A 22,291-nucleotide genomic window follows, 5' to 3' on the forward strand; every position below is an offset into this window, starting at 1 on the left:
CGGCGTCTCAAACCAGCCCGACCAGCAACGCCGCGCCGCCAAGAAAGCCCGCCGAACAGACCCACAGCAGCCAGAGCCCGCGCACCCGGCATTCCAGCACCGCCGAGGCGGGATTGGCGGGGTCGTAGTGGACTTCGACCTTGCTGCCCTCGGCATAGCTTCGTGCCTGGCCGCTGACGAGGGCGGGCAGCGAAGCGGTGACCGTGGCGCCGAAGGTGACGCGGTCGGAGGTGTAGCGCTGGCCGGCGACGCCATAGCTGTAGACGATGCGGGATTTGAAGACGGTGTGCCAGCGTCGATAGTCGCTGTGGTTGCGGAGCGCCTGCAGGCCCGAGGCGTCAATGCGGCCGGCGGCGACCGGCCATTTCGCGGCCTGCTCGGCAAGCGACTTCTGGGCGAAACCCATGCGCAGCGCGAACAGACCCATGAACAGCAGCAGTGCCGCGGCGCCGAGATTCTGCGGCTTGGGCAGATGCGGCCGGATCGCCTCCAGCAGACCGCCGACGGAAAACACCAGAACCAGCGCGCCGATCACCAGCCCGGCCGAAAGCTGGAACATGAACTTGAAGGCGCCGTCCGGCATGGTGCGCTCGATCACGGCTTTGCTCGGATCGGCCGGGTTGTAGAACACGGTCACCTCGGCGCCGCGCGGAAACTGCGCAAGCGTCTCGGCAACCTCGAAATTCCCCAGATTTTCCTTCACGCTGTAGCGCGAGCCTTGAAATTTCTTGCCGCCCACCTTGTATTCGAAGGTGATCGCCGGAAAATTGCGCATCTCGGAGGTATCGCTGCTGTCCGAGCCAGCGCCCGAGCTTCTGACTTCACGCGCCTCGACGCGCGACGAGATGATCTTTCCCGGCGTCGGCAACCAGTGGCTGAGCGCCTGCACCTCCCGCCATTTCACGACGGTGATGAACGACAACATGGCGGCGACCGCGCAGACAAAGCCGACAAGCAGAATCTTGAGTTCCACCCTGATCCCCCCGGAGTGCAGGAACCGGCACTAGACAGCACCGCGACGGCAATGTCTCGCTTATTCGCAAAATCGCGAGGCAACCCCATCACATCCCAGACGGAGCACCAAATGATCGATCACATAACCATCGAAGTGGGTGATCTGGAGAAGAGCAAGCTCTTCTATGAACGCGCTTTCGCGCCCCTGAAGTATAGCCTGTCCTTCGGCAAGGAAGGCGTGTTCTGGGCTTTCGATGTCGGCAATGGCTGCCTGTTCGAGATCCAGCGAACCGGCGAAGCGCCACCGCTATCCCATCTGCACGTCGCTTTCCGCGTCGGTAGCAAGGCAGAGGTCGATGCGTTCCATAGGGCAGCACTGGCGGCCGGAGCCAAAGACAATGGGGCGCCCGGCCGGCGTCCGGACTATGCCGAGAATTACTACGCCTGCTTTGTGCTGGACCCCGACGGCTACAACATCGAGGCGATGATCAACGAGCCGTCGGTGCAGCAGCCTCGATAGGCGGCGAGAATAACGAAAGGGCGACATGTACCTCGCTCCTGCCAGTCTCCGGCTCTGCCACAGTCACCCAATGTCGCGCATGGCGCTCTGCGAGTTGATCCAAATCAACGCAGGCTCGTCGTCAGTGCTGTCTCCTCGGCTATCGTCCCAGGGAGAACGAACATGTCGACTTACGACCTCATGGTTGTCGCCGCAGTCCTGCTCAGCTTCGCATCATTTTCCGGTGTCCTGGCCTTTGCCACCTTCGACGAATCGCGTCGCCGCCACCCAAGATAAGGCGAAAGGACCGGTTGGATGGGCGGTCGGGCGGCCATGCACACGACGAAGTGATATAGGTGCAATTTGACGACGGATCGGGTGGAATGAGAACGTCTGGAAGATAACAACCGGAACGCGGCCATGAGCGACGAAACCGAGGACGACGCCGACATCGTCAACCAGCTCGCCTATGTCAGGGCCGATCCCACTCAGCACGATACGACCACGCTTCTCACCATGATCGATGCCGCGATTGCCGAGATCATGGCCTTGAGGAGGAGCCTGCGGCTGAGCGAGGAGCGGAACGAGCGGGGCAACCAGCTCCAATAGGCAGCCGGAACGAGCAGCAACGCGCGAAAAGCGCTAGTCCGCGTCGGCCACCATCTGCCGGCCGCCGGCCCAGGCGCGCCATTGCCGCTCGTCGCCATTGAAGACGTTGAGGTCGATACGGCCGGTGACGCCATGCGACAGGCCGGAGCCGGAATATTGCCAGAACAGCCATTTGCGGTCGGGATAGACCTTTGAGGGATGCCTGGCCACCGCGCGCAGCCAGAACGGGTAGTCGAGGAATTGGCCCCTGAGATTGTCCCGGTAGAAATCGGGCGCGGTGTAGATGATCGGCCGCTGGCCGTAATGGCGCTCGAGCTTGTCCATGAACACCTGCATCTTCTCCAGCACCTTTTCGCGCGACGGGCGTCGCTTGCAGCTGGACTCGCCGTTCCACTCGACATCGATCACCGGCGGCAAGGCGCCGTCGACCTTCGGCACGTTGCGGATGAACCAGTCGGCCTGTTCGCCGGCGGTGCGGCACCAGTAGAAGAAGTGGTAGGCGCCGCGCTTCAGCCCGGCGGCGTCGGCATTGCGCCAGTTTTTCATGAACATCGGATCGAGATGGTCGCCGCCGTCGGTCGCCTTGATGTAGGCGAAATTGGCGCCCTGGGCGCGCAGCTTCTCCCAGTTCACGTTGCCCTGCCAGCGCGACACGTCGACGCCATGCACGGCAAGGTGCCGTGGCGAGGAGCGGCCGAAATTGATCGGCTTGGCGTCGCGAAAGCCGTAGCGCGTGACCGGACCGGCGAGCATGGCAGGGGCTGCCCGCGACAACAGTTTCGGCGGCGAGACCAAGGCTGCCGGCTCGACCGGAGCATCGGCGCTGTCGGGCAATTCGGGCGCTGGAAAGGCTACCGTCTCCTCCTCCGCCAGGCCGAAAGGCTGAACATTGTCGTCCACTGGCGCGGCCTCGGCCAGCCTGCGCACATTGCTGGCCTTCGCCACCGGGACGGATGTGATCGGCGCGCTTGGCCGCACCACCGAACTGGTCGTCTCGTTCGATGGCCTCTGCACGTCGAGCGCGTCCATCCCCGATGTCGACGAGCAGCCGGCAAGGAACAGCGATGCGATCATGAAACTGACGACGCCTGGTAACCGCATCTGGACCTGTACTCGAAACGCAACAGACCGAGGGCAATGGCCGACGGACAACCGGACCAGTTATGAATGAGAAATTACCAATAAAGATTGAATCAAGTTTTTTACCATGCCTGTGACCGGTTTCGGACATTCGCCGCCGGCGCCATCGCAACGATCAAGGTCGCGACGATTGTCGTCAGGCTGCGTGGCTGGCGGGCCGCGCGAACCTGGCCATATTCTAGCCACTTTTCCTGAAGACGCCGATCATCGGCCCCAGATTCCAGTAGTCGTCGTTGCGGCCGATCGCCGGGGCGAGCAGGCTCGATATCGTACCGTCGAGAAACAACGCGTTGTCGCAGCCGAGCGCATCGCGGAACAGCCGGGCGAACGCATGGAACGTCACCGTGCCGTTCGAAATGGCGAAGACCGTGACACCGTCCTTGCGCACCCCGACCCCATCGCGGGTCTTGCGCGATGTGCCGTCGGCCTGAAATTTCGGATGAAGCTGACCGTCGATCACCAGCATCGGCCCCGATTGCGTCGCATAGTCGGTTGCCGGCCGCTTGCTAACGAAATCCCTGGTCGCCCGGACTGCTGCCTTGCCGTCGCTGACATAGAAGATGCCATTTGGCTGCAGCGAGAAATTGCCGCTGCCCGATCCCGTCTTGACCGTCGCCATTTCCCGGCCACGCTCGACATAGAGGCCGACCGGCCTGAGGTCGGGATGATACATGCCGGCATTGATGGCAAACAGCATCGTGCGGCCAGCCATGCGCTGGGCGGCGTCGAGATTGTGCAGCGACTGAAATGGCTTGCCTGTCTGGTCCTTCCAGAACAGCTCGACCGAATATTGCTTGGGGTCGACCTCGCAGACCAGATAGCTGGTCGCCTCGAAGGTAAAGTCGCGGCACGGCGGCACCGTCGCGAACCATTGGCCGAATGCCACCGTCGTGGCGACCGCCTGCGGCAACGCGGCCTTGAGCAAGGCCAGCAGCAGCGGCGCGGAATTGAAAAGCGTCAGAAAATCCATGCACCTACCCAGCTCCAACGAGCCACCGTGGATAGCATCGCGGGCCGGCATTGTGGAAGCTCGGCCTGGAACGGCGCGGTTCAGAACCGGCGATGGGATGTCGCGGAGCCGACGGGACTAGCCGCGGAGCCGACGGGACTGGCCGCGGAGCCGACGAGACTATTTGACGGCACTGACCAGCTGTTCGTCGCCACCAAGAATGGAGACCCAGTGCCCGGTGTCGTCGCTCGCCTGCCGTTTCAGGTAGCGGTAGCTGGTCTCGTTCCAGAGCCGGACCTTGTCGGTCAGATTGTCGAGGATAAAGTCGCCCTTGTCCGTCCGCACCGTCAACACGGCATGACCTTCGCCATCAGGCTTGCGAACCACCGTCATCAGCAGATTGGCTATGGCAATGCCCAGCCTGTTCAGTTCACGCCGCTTTTCCAGCGCGTAATCCTCACAGTCGCCGAAGCCGTTGTCCGGATAGGCCCACCACTCGTCCTTGCCGTAATTGTCCACGTCGCTCATCGGCTTGACGCGCGTGTTGACCGAGAGATTTACGGCTGAGATTTCGTGCAGCAGCTTGCCGGTCATCTGTTCCGGCACGCTGTCGTGCGAGCGGATCGAACACTCGGCGGCATGGATCTTGCAGAAATCATAGTGGCCAATCGGCTGGGAGGTCGAGCCGCCGACAACCATGGAAACAGGAGCCGCGTAGGCGAAACTCGCTGCTGAACACAACGCGGTCAGAGCAACCGCCAGCCCCAGCCCCTTCGCCTTTCGGCGCCAACCCTTCGAGGATGCCATCCGGCCCCGCCCATCTGTTTTGTTAACAGAACGTTAAGGGCTGTTACCTACCGAAGTCAATCAAGCCGGCTGATCACATCTTTGCGGGCCGAAGCGTGGAGGTTTCAGGGTTGCTCCCGCGCAACACAGAGCCGACCGCGAGCCTAGGCAAGCCACCCCATCGCAACGCCCAGCAGCAAGACGATGCCGAGCAGGCCACGATAGATGACGAAAGGCCAGGCGGAAAAGCGTTCCAGCACGCGCATCAGGCCCCATATGGCGAAGAAGGCGGAAATCGAGGCGACGCCCAGTCCGGTGGCGAGAACCGACCATCCGTGGGCATCGAGATGGACCTTGTGCAGTTCCCAAAGCTCCTTGAGGCCGGCGAGAGCGATGGCCGGCAGCCCGAGCAGGAACGAGAAGCGCGCTGCCTCGGCCCGCTTGAAGCCGAGCCCAAGTGCTGCCGTCAGGGTCGAGCCCGAGCGCGAGACGCCGGGTATCAGCGCGCCGATCTGGGCGACACCGACGAGCAGTGCATCGGCGAGCGAGGATTCCCCCATGGTGCGCCGGTGGCGGGCGAAAATCTCGGCCAGCGCCAGCAGGACCGCCATGACGATGCAGGACCAGCCGATCACGCTCAGGCTGCGCAGCGGCGAACCGCAGGCATTGAGGATGCCCGACAGCGCCACGCCGGCAATGACGATCGGGATCGTCGCCAACACGATCCAGGAAGCCAGCCGGAAATGCCGGTCGGCAAAATCGCGGCGTGTGAGGGCGTCGATGGAACCGAACAGCAGGTCCCTGACATCGCCCCAAAAATAGCTGACCACGGCGGCAAGGGCCGCAAGCTGCATGGCGGCGGAAAAGGCCGACCCAGGATCCTGCCAGCCGAGCACCGCCGGCACGATACGCATATGGGCGGTCGAGGAGATCGGCAGCAGTTCGGTAATGCCCTGCACAAGGCCGAGAAAGGCGACCCTGGCATATCCCAGGCCGACAAAGCCCGTATCCAGGCCTTGGGTACAGATGTCAGCCATATCGGGTTCCGTGTGTGAGAGGATCGAACTTGCGCGGGAGCGACCGGCCTTGGCCCGTCGCGCCTTGGCCTGTCGCAGGCAAGCCTTTACCGTCATGGACGGGATAATCAATTTACGGATTTGTAAGCTGGTGACGCAGCACCGAGCGCGCATCGGTCAGTACCGGCCCAATGGGCCGGCCTATGGTCTCACCGGGAGTGTTCCCGCAGGAGAAAAAGACAAGGCGATTACGGACACAGCCAGAGCTTCTGGCAGGTCCTGGCGATCACATGCGCCGGCGGAACGACGGGTTCGTCGACGGAAGGCCGGCGAGCCCGTTCGAGCAGCATGCGCACCTGTTCAGGGCGCACACGATCGCGCTCCATCACAAGCAGGACCATCGGATCGCTCAAAAGCTCGTCCAGGGTGCTGATGCTGTCGTTCATCCGTCGTCTCCTCGAATGCCGGCCCGCGCAGCATAGATAGGAAGACAATCATGGCCCGCCAATGACGTTTTGCCGGCTATCGCGTGATGTTTTGGATTAAATTTTGTTCATCGCCTTACTGTCCTGGCGTCGCCGCGTGGCGAGGGAAAGTCTAGGCTGGTGGCGGAGCGCCTTCATATTGCGGCAAGCCATCATCGAGCACCACCCAAGGCTGTTTCGAGGCGGTGAAGATGTGCATCTGCGGCCTGAAGGCCGACGGGTCGTCGAGCGAACCGGTGGTGACGCCGATGATGCCGGCGGTTGCGCGCCTGGAAAACATTGTCGTGCCACAGCCCGGGCAAAAACCGCGCTCGAGATCCGGCGAGCTGTTCACCGTCGCCAGCGGTCCCTCGATCGTCACATCGTCGATGCGAAACAGCACGCGCGCGTTGAAGGCAGCGCCGATCGCCTTCTGGCACAGCCTGCAGTGGCAGATGCGTTCGTTGATAGGAGCCGCGTCGGTGCTGTAGCGCACCGCTCCGCACAGGCAGCCGCCCTGATGTTTAGCCATCGTCTTGTTCCGCAAATCGAGAAAATAAGCGGCAAGGTAGTCGCACGGCCGACAGGGTCAATTGAAAAGCCTTGATACGATGCCATCGATAATCGGAATGCGATGGAGTTTGTCGTGGCGCAAGAGATCGAGACCATCGGAATTGCCGACCTGTTCGAGCCGCCCTCGCCGGCTCGCGACCATGTTGATACCAGGATCATGGCCGCCGCCTCGGGGATCGGTTTCATGGCCGTCCGCGATTTTCCCGGCGATCACTGGCTGACGCCGGACAGGCGAGCACAATTGCTGCGCATCTTCGCGCTGTCCGAAGCCGAGAAGCAGAAGCTGCTGCGCTGGAATTTCGACCCGACCAGAAAGAACGTCTACCGCGGCTGGTTCCCGCTGCAGCCGACAGCCGTTTCCTACAAGGAGGGCATCGACATAGGGCGAGATATCATGGGACCGGATATCGCCGATGCCGGAGGTGTTTCGACCTCCGACGATCCGCTGCTTGAGCCGACGCCATTGCCGGCCGAAGACGCCCTGCCCGGCTGGCGCGCCGCGGCGGCGGACTACTACCGGTCGATGGAGAGCGTCGGCAATGCGCTGATGCGGTCGATCGCGCGTGGGCTTGGCCTGCCGGAAACGATCTTCGATGCCTGTTTCGATGACGGCATCTCGACGCTGCGCCTGATCCGCTATCCCCTGCGCGATGCCAATGCCGGCGTCGACACCAGCGGCCCGGAGTTTTCCGTGATCCACAAGGGCGAGACGCGCACCATTATCGGGCGCGAGCACGCCGATTCCGGTTTCGTCACCTTGCTGGCGCAGGACGGCCTCGAAGGCCTGCAGGCCAAAAACCTCGCCGGCGAATGGATCGACGTGCCGCCGGCGAACGGCACGCTGGCGGTCAATTTCGGTCAGTTGCTGGAGCGCTGGACCGGCGGGCGCGTCCGTGCGACGCGGCACCGGGTGATCGCGCCGAAGACGGTGCGGCTGTCGATCCCGTTCTTCTACGAACCCCGCGTCGATGCGGAAATTGCGCCGCTGCCATTGAAAGGCGCCGAGCCCTTCGAGCCGTTTCTCTACGGTGACTATCTCTGGGAAGCGGCGACGAATTTCGTCGAGATGAGCGGCATCAAGCATCTCAGGCAGCCGCGCCGCGCCAAGGCTTCATAGGCAACGCCAGCCTCTCGTTGCAGAGACGTCCGGCGGGGAAATGACAGGCTACTCCGTTTCGCTGACCACCTCGTCCCAGCTCTTCACCTTGGTCTCGCCGTTGAGGAACGGCAGCGCGGCGGCCGTCAGTTCCGGGGCGAAGAAGACGTCGTAATGGGTGCGGTTGGGCAGGATCGCCAGGCGGTTCCGCGACAGGTTTTCGCGCATCCAGCCGGCGTCCTTCAGTCCGCCGCCGAGCATCTGGTAGAACTTGATCTCATGCTCGGGCTTGTACATGTCGCTGTCGCCGTAGGCCAGCATGACCGGCATCTTCAGCTTGGGAACATCGGCCGAGAAGTCCCTATTCTGGCGCATGAAATTGCCGAGCGCGTCAAGCAGCTTGGGAAAGTCTTCCGGATGCGGCGCGACCGCCACGTACGACTTGTACATCGGCGTGTCCTTCATGAACGGCGCGGCGGCGGCGCTCACCTGAGCCTGCTGCGGGCGCATCTCGTCATAGAACCCGTCCGTGGCATAGCCGGTCGAGACCAGCACAAGGCGGCGCACCATCTCGGGATGGCGGACCGCCATGCGGAAAGCGACACCGCCGCCGAGCGAATAGCCCATGACGTCGACCTTGTCGTAGCCGAGCGCCTTGACGATATCGGCCATGTCGTCACCAATCGCCTCCACGCTGAATGGCCGGTCGCCGAGCGCCGTGCGGCCATGGCCTTGCAGGTCGACGCCGATGACGGTGCGATTTTCGGCGAATTTGGGCAGGATCGGCGCGAACATGTCGGTAGAGCCAAGACCGCCATGCAACAGAAGCAGCGGCTCGCCCTTGCCGTAGACGGCGTAATAGTAATTCAGGCCGTTGATCGGCAGCAGGCCGGACTTTCCCGGCTTCAGCGGTGTTCTCGTTTCGGTCGTCATGGCAGGTTCCTTTGCATTGGTGGTGCCCGGGCAGGCGAGAAACGCCGTGGCCGAAGCAAGAATGACGAAAAACAGGTTTCTGGACATATCGGTCTCCTCCAGTCCTTCCGGTTCAAAGCGTCGTGTCGGTGTCAAAGCGTCTTGGCGAGGCCTTCAAGCTGGTCGGCGCACTGGCCCCAACCCTGATGAAAACCCATCGCTTCGTGCTGCTCGCGGTCGGCGACGCTCCAGTGCCGGACGCGCGCGATGTAGCGGGTCTTGCCATCGCCTTCGTCCTCGAAGGTCAGCACGACGGTCATGAATGGCTTTTCCGACGGCTTCCAAGCCTGTGTGTAGGCATCGGTGAAGACGATCTTCTTGCCGGGAATGACTTCCAGGAAGACACCGGGGTTGGGAAACTCATTGCCGTCCGGGCTAGCCATGACAACCAGAGTCGAGCCGCCGGTGCGCACATCCATCTCGGCGCGCGGCGTCGTCCACGGTTTTGGCGAGAACCATTGCGTGACCAGCTTCGGCTCGGTCCAGCAGCGATAGACGCTGTCGCGCGATGCATCGATGATGCGGGCAAGAACCAGTTCGCGGTCGTTGTCGGGGGCAATGTCGAGCTTGGTGGCCACGGTGGTCTCCTCGGGTTTGATCTGTTTGATCTGGGGGTTGATCCGGCTTCCGTCCCAAGGACGAGCCGATGCAACGCAACCCGACACCGCCAGTGAAAAAATCTGGCGACTGGAGAAAATCTGGCCACTGCTTGTATGATTGGAGGGTGGGCGGGAAAGCGGCCCGTGTCAGTGGCGCTTGGCTTGCACCAGATAGGCGTCGATCTCGGTTTCGCCGAGCCACTTCGCGGCCTCGAGCCGATGCAGGCCTTCGACCAGTATATGGCGCTTGCCGTCGTGGCGGACCTGGATCGGCGTCTTCATGCCGTTCTCCAATATGTCCTCGGCGAGATGCCGGACGGTCTCGGGGTGCAATGTCTTCTTGCGCGCCGTCGGCACGTAGATGTCGTCGACCTTGACCTTTTGCACTCTGAGCATGCCGATCCCCGTGGCGGAAAAACGCCGCCGTTTGTGGAAATAGTCTTTTTGGCAACGGCGGCCAAGAGCGCGGCCAACGAATGCTGGCCCGATCGTTTCCATTTGACGCTTGCCCTGCAGATCGCCGAAATGACGGCTTGCCACTTCTTCGGTGTTCATGACCCATCTACCCACGGAATTCCCCGATTTCGGATTGACGCCAGAGCAGCGCCGCCACGCGGTGCGCGGCCACTACTACGAATGGCCTGGGATGGATGGCGAGCGCGGCGAGATCTGGTGCTACTCGGACCGATTTTCCTATCGCGCCGGCGAGACGGTGACGCTGCATGTCAGTTCGACGGCTCCATCCTTCGGCATGACGATCATCCGCGACGGCTGCACCGAGACGAAAGTGTTCGAGAAATCGGGAATCGCGGTACGCTGGCAGGACAGTCCGGACCAATGCTCGGCCGAGGGCTGCGGCTGGGAGGCTTCGTTCGAATTTCGCATCGGCGGCGACTGGCCGTCCGGCGCCTATCGGGTGAAGCTGACCGCCAGCGGCCGCGACGGCAAGCCGATCCAGTGCCACCATCTGTTCATCGTCAGCCCGCAACCTGGCAAGAAGCCCGGCCGCGTGCTGCAGGTTGCGGCGACGGGCACCTGGCTCGCCTACAACACCTGGGGCGGCTCCAACCACTATCAGGGCATCACCGGACCTGACCGCAATCAGTATTCGCCCATCGTGTCGACGCAGCGCCCCTGGTGCCGGGGCTTTGTCATGCTGCCCAAGGATGCGCCGCGCGTGCCGCTGGAAGTCGCCGTGCCGCCGAAGACGGTGCCGCGCTATCCTCACATGGAATGGGCGCTCGCCACCGGCCATTCGAAGAAATACGCTTCGTCGGGTTGGGCCAGCTACGACAGCCATTTCTTCCGCTTCGCCGAGCGCGCCGGCTATGCCGTCGACCTCGCCAGCCAGCACGACCTGCATTTCTCGCCCGACATCCTCGACGGCTATGACTGCGCCGTCTTCGTCGGCCATGACGAGTACTGGACCTGGGAAATGCGCGACGCGGTCGACAATTATGTGGAGCGCGGTGGCCACGCGGCGCGCTTTGCCGGCAATTTCATGTGGCAGACGCGGCTGGAGGACGAGGGGCGCCGCCAGGTCTGCTACAAATACCGTGCCCGCGCCGAGGATCCCGCCTATCGCGGCGGCGACGTGACCCGCGCCACCAACTCCTGGGAAGCGCCCGAAATCGGCCGGCCGGGCTCGGCGACTTTCGGGCTGAATGCCACCCGTGGCCTTTATGCCGGCTGGGGCGGCTGCGCGCCGCGCGGCGTGCGCGGTTTCCCGGTCTATCGACCGGAGCATTGGGCCTTTGCCGGCGCCGGCATCTACTACGGCGACCTGCTGGGCGCCGACAGCCACGTCTATGGCTATGAGGTGGACGGGCTCGACTTCGAGATACGCGGCGGGCTGCCCTACCCCACCGCACACAGCGGCGCGCCGGATGGATTGCAGGTTCTCGCCGTCGGCATGGCCTCCCAGGTCGAGGAAAGCGCCGATATCCCGATCGAGGACCAGTTCCTCACCGACGAGGATGGCCGCTTCAGTGCCGAAACGCTGTTCGGCGAGGGCAGCGACGCCAATCTGGAGAAAGTCAAACGCGGCAACGGCATGATCGTCAATTTTCCGCGCGGCAAGGGCGAGGTGTTCCACGCCGGAAGCTGCGAATGGGTTGCCGGCCTGCTACGACAAGACCCGATGGTCGAACGCGTCACAAAAAATGTCCTCGATCGTTATCTCGGAAAGTCCTGACATGTCGAAAGTCCAGACCGCCGCTCAACCGACTGAAGTCCGGCGAGACTCGCATCTGTTCTATCTCTCCAGCTTGCGCCGACCGCTGATCGACCGCGCCGAGGGCATCTACATGTGGACGCAGGACGGCCGCCGCTTCATCGATGGATCGAGCGGGCCGATGGTCGCCAATATCGGCCATTCCCACCGCAACGTCCTCGATGCCATGAAGCGGCAGATGGACCGCGCCACCTTCGCCTATCGGCTGCATTTCGAGAACGAGCCGGCGGAAGAACTCGCGCGGGAACTCGCGGGGAAACTGCCGGAGGGCATGGACCGCATTTTCTTTGTCTCGGGCGGCTCGGAAGCGACCGAATCCTGCATCAAGCTGGCGCGGCAATGGGCGGTCGCCACCGGACAGGCCAGCCGCTGGAAGGTGATCACCCGCTTCCCCTCCTACCATGGCGGCACGCTGGGTTCGCTCTCGATCACCGGCGACGATGCGCTGTCCGAAACCTTTGCGCCGATGATGCGGCCGATGCCGACCGTGCCGGCGCCGACCGCCTGGCGCGACCGCGACAATCTTTCGATGGAGCAGCGCGGCGTTCGCTATGCCGACATGCTGGAGGAGAAGATCCTGGCCGAGGGGCCGGAAAGCGTGGTCGCCTTCATCATGGAGCCGATCGGGGGTGCCGCCACAGCAGCCCTGGTGGCGCCGGACAGCTACTATGCCCGCATTCGCGAGATCTGCGACCGCCACGGCATCCTGCTCATCCATGACGAAGTGATGAGTGGCGCCGGCCGCACCGGCAAATTCCTCGGCGGCGACCACTGGAACTGCAGGCCCGATATCATCGCGCTGTCAAAGGGACTGGGCTCGGGCTACGCGCCGCTCGGCGCGCTCGCCGCACCGATGCGGCTGGTGCAGCCGTTGCTCGCCTCCGGCGGCTTCCAGCATGGCCACACCTATGCCGGCAATCCGCTGGCCTGCGCCGCCGGCCTTGCGGTTCTGGGTGAAATGGACCGGCTCGACCTGATCGCCAATGCGGCTGCCATGGGCGATGTGCTGATGGACGGATTGAAGGGACTTGCCAAGCGCTTCCCGTTTATCGCCGACGTGCGCGGCAAGGGTCTGCTCACCGGCGCCGAGATGGTCGCCGATCCAGAGACGCTGCGGCCGATCGACCAGGACAAGAGAGCGACGCAGCGGCTGCTCGACCTTTCCTATGCACGCGGGCTGATCATCTATGGCCGCAGGGTCAAGGGTGGCGTCGACGGCGACAATTTCATGGTCGCGCCGCCAATGATCGTGACCAGCGAACAGGTCGGCGAAATCGTCTCCATCATCGGTGATGCGCTGGAGGTTCTGGCTTCCGAGCTCGACCTGCCGGTCGAAGGCCGGGGGTAAGGGAATGGCGCCGCGAAAAGTCATCATCACCTGCGCGGTCACCGGTTCGGTGCATACGCCGTCGATGTCGCCCTACCTGCCGATGACGCCGGACCATATCGCGGCGGATGCCATCGCCGCGGCCGAAGCCGGGGCCTCGATCCTGCACCTCCACGCACGCGACCCCAGGGATGGCCGCCCGACCGCCGATCCGGACGTCTTCATGCAGTTCCTGCCGCGCATCAAGCAGGCAACCGACGCGGTGATCAACATCACCACCGGGGGCTCGTCGCTGATGACGCTCGACCAACGCCTGGCTGCGCCGCTCCGCGCCGAGCCCGAAATGTGCTCGCTCAACATGGGCTCGATGAACTTCGCGCTGTTCCCGATGCTGGACAAACCACGGGAGTGGCAGCACGAATGGGAACCGAAACTGCTAGAAGCCACCCGCGACACCATCTTCAAGAACACCTTCGCCGACATGGAGGGCGTGCTCGAAAGACTCGGAAAAGGCTGCGGCACGCGCTTCGAGTTCGAGTGTTATGACGTCGGCCACCTTTATTCGCTGGCGCATTTCCGCGACCGGGGCCTGGTGTCGGGGCCGCTGTTCATCCAGTTCGTGCTGGGCATCCTGGGCGGCATCGGCGCAGACCCGGACAATCTCATCCACATGAAGCGCATCGCCGACAAATTGTTCGGCGACAGCTACCAGTTTTCGGTGCTGGCCGCCGGCCGCAACCAGATGCCGCTGATCTCGATCGCGGCAGTCATTGGCGGCAATGTCCGCGTCGGGCTGGAAGACAGCCTCTATGATGGCCGCCAGCTGGCGAAATCCAACGCCGACCAGGTGCGGCGCATCCGCGGCATTCTCGACGGGCTGTCGCTGGAAGTTGCCACACCGGCCGAAGCGCGCCACATGCTGGCGCTCAAGGGCGGGGATAGGGTGGCGTTTTGAGACGATTGATCTGAGATGATGGCGTCCAGTCCTACCCCCCTCTGTCCTGCCGGACATCTCCCCCTCAAGGGGGGAGATTGGATGCCATTTCGGCTTTCGCCAATTTCCAACGGTTTAGAATGGTGGGCGAGATCAAGATGGCCAATCTCCCCACTTGAGGGGGAGATGTCCGGCAGGACAGAGGGGGGCGCCTTGGCACCGTACCTCCAGTGACTGCCGTTTTGCCCAAAATCCTCCTCCGCCCCGGCCGCATCGAAGACGTCGAAACCATACACGCGGCAATCCTGAAACTCGGGACCCACATCGGCGCTCCCGAGGAAATCGTCTCGACGGCGGAAGATCTCAGAACCTGGGGCTTCGGCGCAAAGCCCGCCTTCTCGACACTGATCGCCGAAGTCGGCGACGAATTCGCCGGGCTGTGCCTGCATTTCCCGATCTTCTCGACCTGGATGGGGCGGCCTGGCGTCTATGTGCAGGATCTCTACGTCGAGGACCGGTTTCGCGGCCGCAAGATCGGCGAGCGGCTGTTGCGGCGCGTCGCGGCTGAATGCCGGAAAGAAGGCGGGGTCTATCTCAGACTGTCCGTCGACACCGACAATGAAGGCGCCAAGGCTTTCTATGAAAGGCTGGGCATTGCTTGGTCGAGCTATGAACAGACGCAGAAGATCATTGGTGAAGCCTTCTTCGCCTTCGCCGATGCGCCGGAAAATGGGGAGCAGGAATGAAAGCCTTTTATGCGCAGGAGCAGAAGCGCCACGACCCCAAGGCCTTTCTTTCCAGCGGTGCCGCACAGCCCAATCCGGAAAGACCCGAACGGGTCGAGAGATTGTTAGCCGGCGCAAAATCTGCAGGCTGTGCGATCGAACGGCCGCGCGATCACGGGCTCGGTCCTGTTTCGGCGGTGCATACACCCGAATATCTCGACTTTCTCGAGCATATCTTTGAACGCTGGCAACGCATCGATGGCGCATCCGCCGAGGTGATCCCCAATATCCACCCGATCGCCCGCAACGGTTCCTATCCGGCCTCGGCGGTCGGCCAGGCCGGCTATCACATGGCCGATACGGCTTGCCCGATCTCCGGCGAGACATGGCAAAGCGCGCTGTGGAGCGCCTGGAGCGCGGTCGAAGCCGCCGAAACGGTGATGGCTGGCGCACCGGCCGCCTATGCGCTGTGCCGCCCGCCCGGCCACCACGCTTTTGCCGATGTCGCCGGCGGCTTCTGCTTCATCAACAACTCGGCCGTTGCGGCTCAGGTTCTGCGCAGAAACGCGGCCCGCGTGGCAATCCTCGATGTCGACCTGCATCACGGCAACGGCACGCAAGGCATCTTCTATGCACGGCCCGATGTGCTCACCGTTTCGCTGCACGCCGACCCGGTACGCTTCTATCCGTTCTTCTGGGGTCATGCCGACGAGCGTGGCGAAGGGCCGGGCCTCGGCTATAATTTCAACCTGCCGCTGCCACGCAAATCCGCCGACGCGGCGTTCCTCGAAGCGCTCGAGGTCGCATTCCAGCGCATCCGTGCCTTTTCGCCCGATGCGCTGGTGGTGGCGCTCGGCCTCGATGCGTTCGAGGGCGATCCGTTCGGCGGTCTCTCGGTGACCACGCCCGGCTTCTCGCGCATTGGCGAGGCGATCGCCGAGCGCGGCCTGCCGAGCGTCATCGTCCAGGAAGGCGGCTATCTCTGCGACGCACTCGGCGACAATCTCACCGCCTTCCTCACCGGTTTCGGCGGCAAGGCGCGGTGACAATTCAAACCGGCTTTAGGATCGCTGCTGCCTAAGCATGGCGACGACCCGATGCACGCTCTCCAGCGTCTCGTCGATCTCGTCGGATGTGTTGTAGTGTGCGATGCCGATGCGCACGACGCCTTGCTCGGCCGGAATGCCCAGTTGGTGGACGATCTCCCAAGCGTAGTTATGGCCGGACCACAGGAAGATGTTTTCGGCATTCATCTGCCGGACGATGGTTTCGGGAACGATGCCGTCAACAGTGAAGGAGACTGTCGGTACGCGATCTCCGAGCCGCTTCGGGTCGGTGATCCCGTGGATAGTCAGGCCTGAAATGTCGGCCAGGCCATCGATCAGCCTCTGCGCCAGCCGGTTTTCATAGGCAATGGAGGCTTCGAACGCCCTCGCGAGCTTCTGCCTGCGCGAACCGCCCTCGCCCGCCGAAGCTCCAACGTCAGCAAAATAATCGACCGCCGCCGTAAGACCGGCCATCAGCTCGATCTGCGGCGTGCCGAGTTCGAACCGCTCCGGCAGGCCATTGGACGAGCAGCGGCATTTGTAGGCCTTCAGGCCATCGATGATATCCAGCCGTCCCCACAATATGCCCATATGCGGGCCGAAGAATTTGTAGGCCGAGCAGATCAGGAAATCGCAGCCGAGTTCCTGCACGTCGATCAGGCCGTGCGGCGCGAACTGGACGGCGTCGACATAGACCAGCGCGCCGGCCTGTTTTGCGATGGCAGTCAGGGACTTAACCCGGTTGATCGAACCGGTCAGGTTGCTGGCATAGTTCAATGCAACCAGCCGCGTCTTGTCGGATAGCAGATCATTCAGCGTCGCCTCCTCGACCTGCCAGCTCTTTTCGTCGAAGGGCAGCCAGCGCACCACGAGGCCAAGATCCTCGGCCAGCTGCAGCCAGGGCGAGACATTGCCCTCATGGTCCATGCGGGTGAGGATGATCTCGTCGCCGGGCTTCATGGTGCGGCCGAGCGTGCGCGACATGTGATAGGTCAGCGTCGTCATGTTGGCGCCGATGATGATTTCCTCGCGGCTCGGCGCACCGAGGAAATCGGCCATTGCCTGATGCGCGTCATCGACGACTTGTTGAGCGGCGATCGTCGTTTCGAAATAGCCGCCGAGATTGGCGTTGGTGGTGAGCAGGCAGCGCGACACCGCGTCGGCGACAGCCTGCGGCACCTGCGTGCCCGCGGGGTTGTCGAGATAGATGCGGCGACGCCCTTTGTCGGTCAGGGACAGAGCCGGGAATCTTGCTCGCACCGCCTCGATCGGAAAGTCCGCCATTGTCTCCACCCTTTTGTTATTCCTGATTAATTCCGTACCTTGCACCAATCAAGGACAAGGATTGCCGACCCGCTGATGGATCGCATCCACCGCCTTCTGCATCTCTTCGGTCCAGACGACATCCACCGAGGACAACGCCATTTCCAACTGCGAAATGGTCGTGGCGCCGACGATGTTCGAGGTGACGAACGGCCGGCTCGACACATAGGTATTGGCAAACAGCGCCGGCTCCAGCCCAAACGAACGCGCCAACTCATTGTATTCGAGTTGCACCTCCGCGGCATTTGGCGTCTCGTAGCGCTGGCCACGATTGAACAGCTGTGAGCGCGATCCTTGCGGGCGGGCGCCATGGTCGTATTTACCGGTGAGGTAGCCCTGTGCCAGCGGCGAATAGGCGAGCAACGAAACCCCTTCGCGTTCGCAGACCTCGGCGAGGTTCACCTCGAAGGTGCGGTTGACCAGATTGTAGGCGTTCTGGATCGAAGCGACGCGCGGACCAACGCCCTTGTCGGCCTCGGCAAGGAACCGCATCACACCCCAGGAACTCTCGTTCGACAGGCCGAAATGGCGAATTTTTCCCGCCTTCACCAGTTCCTCGAAGACGGCAAGCGTCTCTTTTATCGGCGTTTCGTCCGCGGGCGCACCGATCGCATCGGGACGACGCGCTACGGCGCCGACGCGTGTCGGGTTGGCGCCCCACGGAATGTCCCTTTCCGGCCAATGAATTTGATAAAGGTCCAGATAATCGGTGCCGAGCTTGGCCAGCGATTTGTCGATGGCGTCAAGGATATCGGCGCGCACCAGTTGCGACGGCCTGTCGCCGCGAAACCAGCTGTTGGCGGTGCGGCCGACGACCTTCGAGGCAAGGATCACCTTGTCGCGGTTGCCCTTGGCCTTCATCCAGCTGCCGATGATCTTTTCGGTCCGCCCTTGCGTCTCGGCCTTCGGCGGGATCGGATAGAGTTCAGCGGTGTCGATGAAATTGACGCCACGCGAGAAGGCGAGGTCCATCTGAGCATGCCCCTCGGCTTCCGTGTTCTGCTGACCCCAGGTCATCGAACCCAGGCAGATCTGGGTAACAAGGAGATCGGTCCCACCGAGACGGCGTTTGTGCATGGAATTTCTGCTCCGAGGGAAAGCGTGCGCGGCAGCGCGGGAATGAGGTCAGCATCTATAGGGAAAGCGGCGGCGCTCTCCAAGCCTCGGCAGGCCGACTTTTGCGTGAGTTGGGGTTGTCTAGCGGCGAGCGCCGGCCACCGCGCGGCGCTTGGCTTCGTCGATCAGCATGTTGGCCACCTGCATGCGGATCATGGCGCGCTGGCGCAGATGCGGGGCGACACGGTCCGGATGGTTGGCGAAGGCGAAGCCGCGGCGAATACGGCCGAAATCGGCGATGCTCTTTGGCTGATCCAGTCCCAGTTCGACCGCGATCGATTCAAGATCGATCGGCGGCAATTTCTCCTCGGGCTTTGGTTCTTCGCCGGCCAGAGCGAGCTTGGCGTGTTCGAGCAAGGCAGCGAATTCGCTCGCCAGGTCGGTACCCGCCTCACGATATTCGGCCGCGGACACCTTGATACGGCCGGAATGCAGTTCATCGGCAACAGACAGATAATCGAACGGAATGGATGGACGCGCACTGGCCCCGTCGCCCTCCATGCCGTCTCCTCCGATGCCGTCGCCTCCGATGCCGTCACCCCCGATGCCGTCACCCCCGATGCCGTCACCCTTGTCGGACGCAACGAAGAGGTCGTCGAGCAGCGAAGCGAAATCGCGCTTGGCGCTGGTAGCGATGTCAGCCTCCCACTTGCCCGACTGTCTGGGTTACAGACCATAGAACCGGCTCGTTAAAAATACATGCCACCGATCTTAAGGAATTTAGCCGTTGCGAGGATTGCCGCCCGAGCAAAGCTGCTCAAACAAAAGCCGGACTGCACTTTCCATGCAGCCCGGAAATTCGCAAGGAGTTGGCGAGGAAAAACTGGCCATGTGCCAGCGTTCAAGCCTACGGGTCTTGCCGCCCAAAAGTTTCACCGGGCCCAAAAATATTTTATGCAAATCATTCAGACATGGCAGGCATGCAAATGCTGCACTGCACAATTGTCACGATTCATCTATATTGCCGGATGTGGAGGACCAACCAGGAGCCTGAGTCATGGGTTTCTTCACTGAAATGTTCGCCCGGCCGCGCCCGCAGGAACATCTGAGATATCGCGCGGCTCTCGCGCTGCTTCATTCGATGAGCAATGCCGACCGTGCCGACATCGGCGTCAAGCCCGCCGATTTTCCGCGCATCGCCCGCGAAATGTCCATTCGCTAAATACATATTGCGAGATGTCCCGGATCGGCCGGGACATCTCAACGTCCAATTCCTCAGCGCGATCCGAGGAATGTCGACTTGCCCAGCGGCACGCCATTGTGGCGAAGAATGTCGTAAGCGGTGGTGAGGTGGAAGTAAAAGTTGGGCATGGCAACATGCAGCAGATACTGCATGCCGCCCAATGTGGTTTCGCGCCCGCCGAGCTTCAACTCGATCATCTTGTCGTCCGAACCATCGATATCGGCAGCCGAGAACGTTGCCAGAAGCGCGAGCGTCTTGGCGATCCGCGCCTCGAGATCGGCAAAACTTGCCTCATTGTCTTCATATTTCGGCACTTCGCGGCCGGCCAGCCGCGACGGCGCGCCCTTGGCATGGTCGGTGGCGATCTGCACCTGCCGGGTCAGCGCGAACATGTCGGGCGCGAGTCGCGCCGTCAAAAACACCTGCGGGTCGATCTTGCGGTCAAGCGCATTCTGTTCGGCTGATGCCAGCACATTGGAAAGTGCTTTCAGCCGGGCTGAAAACACGGGCACGGATGCCTCATACATCGATATCGTCACGTCAAATCTCCCGTCCGGCCGAACGCCGGCGGTCGGCAGGTAGCGCCTTCGCGCTCGATTCTTCAAGCGCCGGCGACGCAGCGTCACCAGGCCGCCGCAATCACCATGGTAGAATCTTCGTTATCGAGCGGAGATTCCCGATGAGACGCGCCCTTCTCGCAGCGACTGCCCTTCTCTCCCTTGCCACGACTGGCCAAACGGCCCTCGCCGCCGATGATGCCGCCGAAGCGCCCTATGTCGATGATCGTTCGAGCGCCGAGGCGGTCATCCATTCGCTCTACAGCGCCATCAACCGGCACGAATTCGCCCGCGCATGGAGTTATTTCGGCGATGCAAAGCCGGCAAAGGATTTTGACAGCTTCGTCAAGGGCTATGACGGCACCGCCAAGGTCGAGGTCGAGACCGGCGCGATCTCGGACGAAGGTGCCGCGGGCAGCATTTTCTACAACGTCCCAATCGCCATCCGCGCCACCGACAAGACCGGCGGCGAAACGGTTTTCGCCGGCTGCTACACACTGCGCCAGGTCAATGCCCAGATCCAGGCCGCGCCGCCTTTCGACCCGATCCACATCGAAAAGGGCGCGCTGAAGCCCTCCACCGCCGATTTCGAGGAGGCCGTGCCGCCTAGCTGCGGCGACGGGCCGCCGCCGCCGAAGAAGGATACCGCGCTCGAGCAGGCCAAGAAGGCTTTTCTGGCGACCTATGGCGACCAGTGCGACAAGGATCTCGTGGCCAATGAGCCGGAGGTCTTTTCGATCAAGTACAAGGACAAGGATGCCCAGCCCGGAGATCCCGACAAGGAGACGCGGCTGTTCCATTTTTCCTGCTCGGCCGCCGCCTACAATGAAAGCTCGGTCTACTACATGACCGACGAGTTGTCGGCCGTGCAGCAATTGCAGTTCGCCGAACCCAAGATGGATATCCGCTACGAGAACAATGACAGCGATGGCAAATTGCTGGGCATGAGCATCGTCGGCTTCCAGACCAGCGGCTGGGCGGTCAATTCCGACTATGAACCGGATGCCCATACGATCACCACGTTCAACAAGTGGCGCGGCGTCGGCGATGCCTCGGACACCGGAACCTATCTGTTCCGCAACGGGAATTTCTCGCTGGTCCAGTACGACGTCGACGCATCCTATGACGGCGAGGAGAACCCGCAGACGGTCGTCGACTACAACACCGCGCCCTGAGCGCCGCTCTGCTTCAAGCCCGCGTCGATCACGGCGTCTTCGACAGCATCCAGTTGAGCGTCCCGCGCCAGTCGACCATGCGGATCGGCGTGCCATGGGTGCCGGTCTCGAAGCGGACGAACCGGGTCGGATAGGCTTTCGACTTGGCGATGATGGAACGGAAGAAGGTCTCCTGGCTTGCCACGGGAAAGACCACGTCATGGCTGCCCTGGCCGAAGAAGACCGGCACGCGGCGCTTGAAGGCAGGGCTGGCGAAAAAGCTGTCGTCCCACAGCGAGCCAAGCAGCAGCAGCCCGTCGATGCGCCGGCCGGTATCGTTGCGTCCGGCGAGCTTCCAGCACAGCGCACCGCCCATCGAGCCGCAGGCGACGAAGATCTTCGCGCCCGGCGACTGTTCGGCGTAGTGATCGACCAGCGCCGCCACCTGTGCCGCGCCCTTGTCGCCGAAATCGGGAAAATCGGGACTGAGATAGAGGCCGCCATTGGCGGCCATCAGGTTCTTGAGGCGGTTGAAATTGCCGCCGAAGGTGAAGTCGTCGACGCCTTGCTTGCGACTGCCGCCCTGCCCGTGCAGGTAAAGCACGATGATGCCGGCACCCTCAGTCTTGCCGACAGCGACATGCCTGACGTCGCCGGCATCGGTCCTCAGGAGCAGATCCTGCTGCACCTTGCGCACGCCGGTGTCGGTGTACTGCGCATGCACGCGCTTTTCCGGCACCTCGTCGCGCTGGTTGATGTCGCGCATTTCGCGATAGTCGATGACCGTGTAGGCACCGTTGGTGTCGGAGGAAAGCGCGGCCGGATAGGCGAAGAGATCATCCTTGAAGGGTTTTAGGGACAACGTGTCGGCGTTGGCGGCTGAAGAAAACAAGAAAAGCAAGGCAGCTAGGACAGCGCGGCACGCCCCCCTCTGGCCTGCCGGCCATCTCCCCCTCAAGGGGGGAGATCGGATGTCATCACGGCTTTCGCCAATCACCACCGCTGGAGAAAGAGTGTCGACGCGGAAGCTGCCAAT

At 62.6% G+C, this 22,291-nt stretch carries 25 protein-coding genes; 10 read left to right on the top strand and 15 right to left on the bottom strand.

The window, feature by feature from the left end; translation table 11 throughout:
• Window positions 1-7 precede the first annotated feature (7 nt).
• Window positions 8-973 carry a DUF3592 domain-containing protein gene (locus AC0NIH_RS23100; RefSeq protein WP_473465833.1) on the bottom strand — a complete coding sequence of 322 codons (966 nt, stop codon included), beginning with the start codon at window positions 971-973 and terminating at the stop codon, window positions 8-10.
• Window positions 974-1,084: 111 nt separating this feature from the next.
• Here AC0NIH_RS23100 and AC0NIH_RS23105 point away from each other — a divergent pair, with 111 nt between their 5' ends.
• Together AC0NIH_RS23105 and AC0NIH_RS23110 are read left to right on the top strand one after the other, a co-directional pair.
• The gene (locus AC0NIH_RS23105; RefSeq protein WP_473465835.1) at window positions 1,085-1,474 is read left to right on the top strand and encodes a VOC family protein; all 390 of its coding nucleotides are present in this window, start codon (window positions 1,085-1,087) and stop codon (window positions 1,472-1,474) included.
• A gap of 399 nt (window positions 1,475-1,873) precedes the next feature.
• Window positions 1,874-2,062: a hypothetical protein gene (locus AC0NIH_RS23110; protein ID WP_473465839.1), complete on the top strand. Its 189-nt coding sequence runs from the start codon at window positions 1,874-1,876 to the stop codon at window positions 2,060-2,062.
• Window positions 2,063-2,095: 33 nt separating this feature from the next.
• On the opposite strand, the gene AC0NIH_RS23115 is transcribed toward AC0NIH_RS23110, so the two are convergent.
• From AC0NIH_RS23115 to AC0NIH_RS23140, 6 genes are all read right to left on the bottom strand, one after another.
• Window positions 2,096-3,163 carry a glycoside hydrolase family 25 protein gene (locus tag AC0NIH_RS23115; protein WP_023776241.1) on the bottom strand — a complete coding sequence of 356 codons (1,068 nt, stop codon included), beginning with the start codon at window positions 3,161-3,163 and terminating at the stop codon, window positions 2,096-2,098.
• Between the two features lie 217 nt (window positions 3,164-3,380).
• Window positions 3,381-4,172 (bottom strand): phosphodiester glycosidase family protein, encoded by a 792-nt coding sequence (locus tag AC0NIH_RS23120; RefSeq protein ID WP_473465842.1) that lies wholly within the window; start codon window positions 4,170-4,172, stop codon window positions 3,381-3,383.
• A gap of 159 nt (window positions 4,173-4,331) precedes the next feature.
• A complete protein-coding gene (locus tag AC0NIH_RS23125; protein ID WP_023764212.1) occupies window positions 4,332-4,958 on the bottom strand; it encodes a transglutaminase-like cysteine peptidase in 627 nt (208 codons plus the stop codon).
• A 143-nt stretch (window positions 4,959-5,101) separates the two neighbouring features.
• The gene (locus AC0NIH_RS23130; protein WP_473465845.1) at window positions 5,102-5,974 is read right to left on the bottom strand and encodes an undecaprenyl-diphosphate phosphatase; all 873 of its coding nucleotides are present in this window, start codon (window positions 5,972-5,974) and stop codon (window positions 5,102-5,104) included.
• Between the two features lie 227 nt (window positions 5,975-6,201).
• Window positions 6,202-6,399, bottom strand: a complete 198-nt coding sequence (locus AC0NIH_RS23135) for a hypothetical protein (protein WP_013895824.1) — start codon at window positions 6,397-6,399, stop codon at window positions 6,202-6,204.
• Between the two features lie 151 nt (window positions 6,400-6,550).
• On the bottom strand, window positions 6,551-6,949 hold the full coding sequence (locus tag AC0NIH_RS23140) for a GFA family protein (protein WP_013895825.1): 399 nt from the start codon (window positions 6,947-6,949) through the stop codon (window positions 6,551-6,553).
• Window positions 6,950-7,063: 114 nt separating this feature from the next.
• Here AC0NIH_RS23140 and AC0NIH_RS23145 point away from each other — a divergent pair, with 114 nt between their 5' ends.
• Window positions 7,064-8,107, top strand: coding sequence for an isopenicillin N synthase family dioxygenase (locus tag AC0NIH_RS23145; RefSeq protein ID WP_473465847.1), 1,044 nt, complete (start codon window positions 7,064-7,066; stop codon window positions 8,105-8,107).
• 48 nt (window positions 8,108-8,155) lie between these two features.
• On the opposite strand, the gene AC0NIH_RS23150 is transcribed toward AC0NIH_RS23145, so the two are convergent.
• The 3 genes from AC0NIH_RS23150 to AC0NIH_RS23160 all read right to left on the bottom strand — a co-directional run bounded on the left by AC0NIH_RS23150 (window position 8,156) and on the right by AC0NIH_RS23160 (window position 10,053).
• Window positions 8,156-9,106, bottom strand: coding sequence for an alpha/beta fold hydrolase (locus AC0NIH_RS23150; RefSeq protein WP_473465850.1), 951 nt, complete (start codon window positions 9,104-9,106; stop codon window positions 8,156-8,158).
• Window positions 9,107-9,150: 44 nt separating this feature from the next.
• Window positions 9,151-9,636, bottom strand: coding sequence for an SRPBCC family protein (locus AC0NIH_RS23155; RefSeq protein WP_473465853.1), 486 nt, complete (start codon window positions 9,634-9,636; stop codon window positions 9,151-9,153).
• A gap of 168 nt (window positions 9,637-9,804) precedes the next feature.
• Entirely contained in the window at window positions 9,805-10,053 is a 249-nt protein-coding gene (locus tag AC0NIH_RS23160; protein WP_008875526.1) for a ParB N-terminal domain-containing protein, read from the bottom strand.
• A gap of 157 nt (window positions 10,054-10,210) precedes the next feature.
• Here AC0NIH_RS23160 and AC0NIH_RS23165 point away from each other — a divergent pair, with 157 nt between their 5' ends.
• From AC0NIH_RS23165 to AC0NIH_RS23185, 5 genes are all read left to right on the top strand, one after another.
• Window positions 10,211-11,851: a N,N-dimethylformamidase beta subunit family domain-containing protein gene (locus AC0NIH_RS23165; RefSeq protein ID WP_473465855.1), complete on the top strand. Its 1,641-nt coding sequence runs from the start codon at window positions 10,211-10,213 to the stop codon at window positions 11,849-11,851.
• A 1-nt stretch (window position 11,852) separates the two neighbouring features.
• Window positions 11,853-13,238: an aminotransferase family protein gene (locus AC0NIH_RS23170; RefSeq protein WP_473465856.1), complete on the top strand. Its 1,386-nt coding sequence runs from the start codon at window positions 11,853-11,855 to the stop codon at window positions 13,236-13,238.
• Between the two features lie 4 nt (window positions 13,239-13,242).
• Complete coding sequence (kce, locus tag AC0NIH_RS23175; RefSeq protein ID WP_473465859.1) at window positions 13,243-14,172, top strand: 3,5-dioxohexanoate:acetyl-CoA acetone transferase; 930 nt, start codon at window positions 13,243-13,245, stop codon at window positions 14,170-14,172.
• 221 nt (window positions 14,173-14,393) lie between these two features.
• Window positions 14,394-14,897: a GNAT family N-acetyltransferase gene (locus AC0NIH_RS23180; RefSeq protein WP_473465862.1), complete on the top strand. Its 504-nt coding sequence runs from the start codon at window positions 14,394-14,396 to the stop codon at window positions 14,895-14,897.
• Window positions 14,894-15,922 carry a histone deacetylase family protein gene (locus AC0NIH_RS23185; protein WP_352711801.1) on the top strand — a complete coding sequence of 343 codons (1,029 nt, stop codon included), beginning with the start codon at window positions 14,894-14,896 and terminating at the stop codon, window positions 15,920-15,922. Before AC0NIH_RS23180 ends, AC0NIH_RS23185 begins: the two co-directional genes overlap by 4 nt.
• Window positions 15,923-15,937: 15 nt before the next feature.
• Here AC0NIH_RS23185 and AC0NIH_RS23190 read toward each other — a convergent pair whose 3' ends face one another.
• The 3 genes from AC0NIH_RS23190 to AC0NIH_RS23200 form a co-directional block, all read right to left on the bottom strand.
• Window positions 15,938-17,206, bottom strand: coding sequence for a cysteine desulfurase-like protein (locus AC0NIH_RS23190; RefSeq protein ID WP_473465865.1), 1,269 nt, complete (start codon window positions 17,204-17,206; stop codon window positions 15,938-15,940).
• Between the two features lie 48 nt (window positions 17,207-17,254).
• On the bottom strand, window positions 17,255-18,322 hold the full coding sequence (locus AC0NIH_RS23195) for an aldo/keto reductase (RefSeq protein WP_473465868.1): 1,068 nt from the start codon (window positions 18,320-18,322) through the stop codon (window positions 17,255-17,257).
• Between the two features lie 120 nt (window positions 18,323-18,442).
• Window positions 18,443-18,862 (bottom strand): hypothetical protein, encoded by a 420-nt coding sequence (locus AC0NIH_RS23200; protein ID WP_473465871.1) that lies wholly within the window; start codon window positions 18,860-18,862, stop codon window positions 18,443-18,445.
• Between the two features lie 496 nt (window positions 18,863-19,358).
• Here AC0NIH_RS23200 and AC0NIH_RS23205 point away from each other — a divergent pair, with 496 nt between their 5' ends.
• On the top strand, window positions 19,359-19,523 hold the full coding sequence (locus tag AC0NIH_RS23205) for a hypothetical protein (protein ID WP_013895844.1): 165 nt from the start codon (window positions 19,359-19,361) through the stop codon (window positions 19,521-19,523).
• A gap of 53 nt (window positions 19,524-19,576) precedes the next feature.
• Here AC0NIH_RS23205 and AC0NIH_RS23210 read toward each other — a convergent pair whose 3' ends face one another.
• Window positions 19,577-20,083, bottom strand: coding sequence for a DUF1993 domain-containing protein (locus tag AC0NIH_RS23210; RefSeq protein WP_023764198.1), 507 nt, complete (start codon window positions 20,081-20,083; stop codon window positions 19,577-19,579).
• A 140-nt stretch (window positions 20,084-20,223) separates the two neighbouring features.
• Here AC0NIH_RS23210 and AC0NIH_RS23215 point away from each other — a divergent pair, with 140 nt between their 5' ends.
• Entirely contained in the window at window positions 20,224-21,276 is a 1,053-nt protein-coding gene (locus tag AC0NIH_RS23215; protein WP_473465874.1) for a DUF1176 domain-containing protein, read from the top strand.
• Window positions 21,277-21,304: 28 nt separating this feature from the next.
• On the opposite strand, the gene AC0NIH_RS23220 is transcribed toward AC0NIH_RS23215, so the two are convergent.
• A complete protein-coding gene (locus AC0NIH_RS23220) occupies window positions 21,305-22,156 on the bottom strand; it encodes an alpha/beta hydrolase family protein (RefSeq protein ID WP_473465876.1) in 852 nt (283 codons plus the stop codon).
• Between the last annotated feature and the right edge of the window lie 135 nt (window positions 22,157-22,291).

The sequence above is a fragment of the Mesorhizobium sp. WSM1386 genome, from assembly GCF_055901595.1.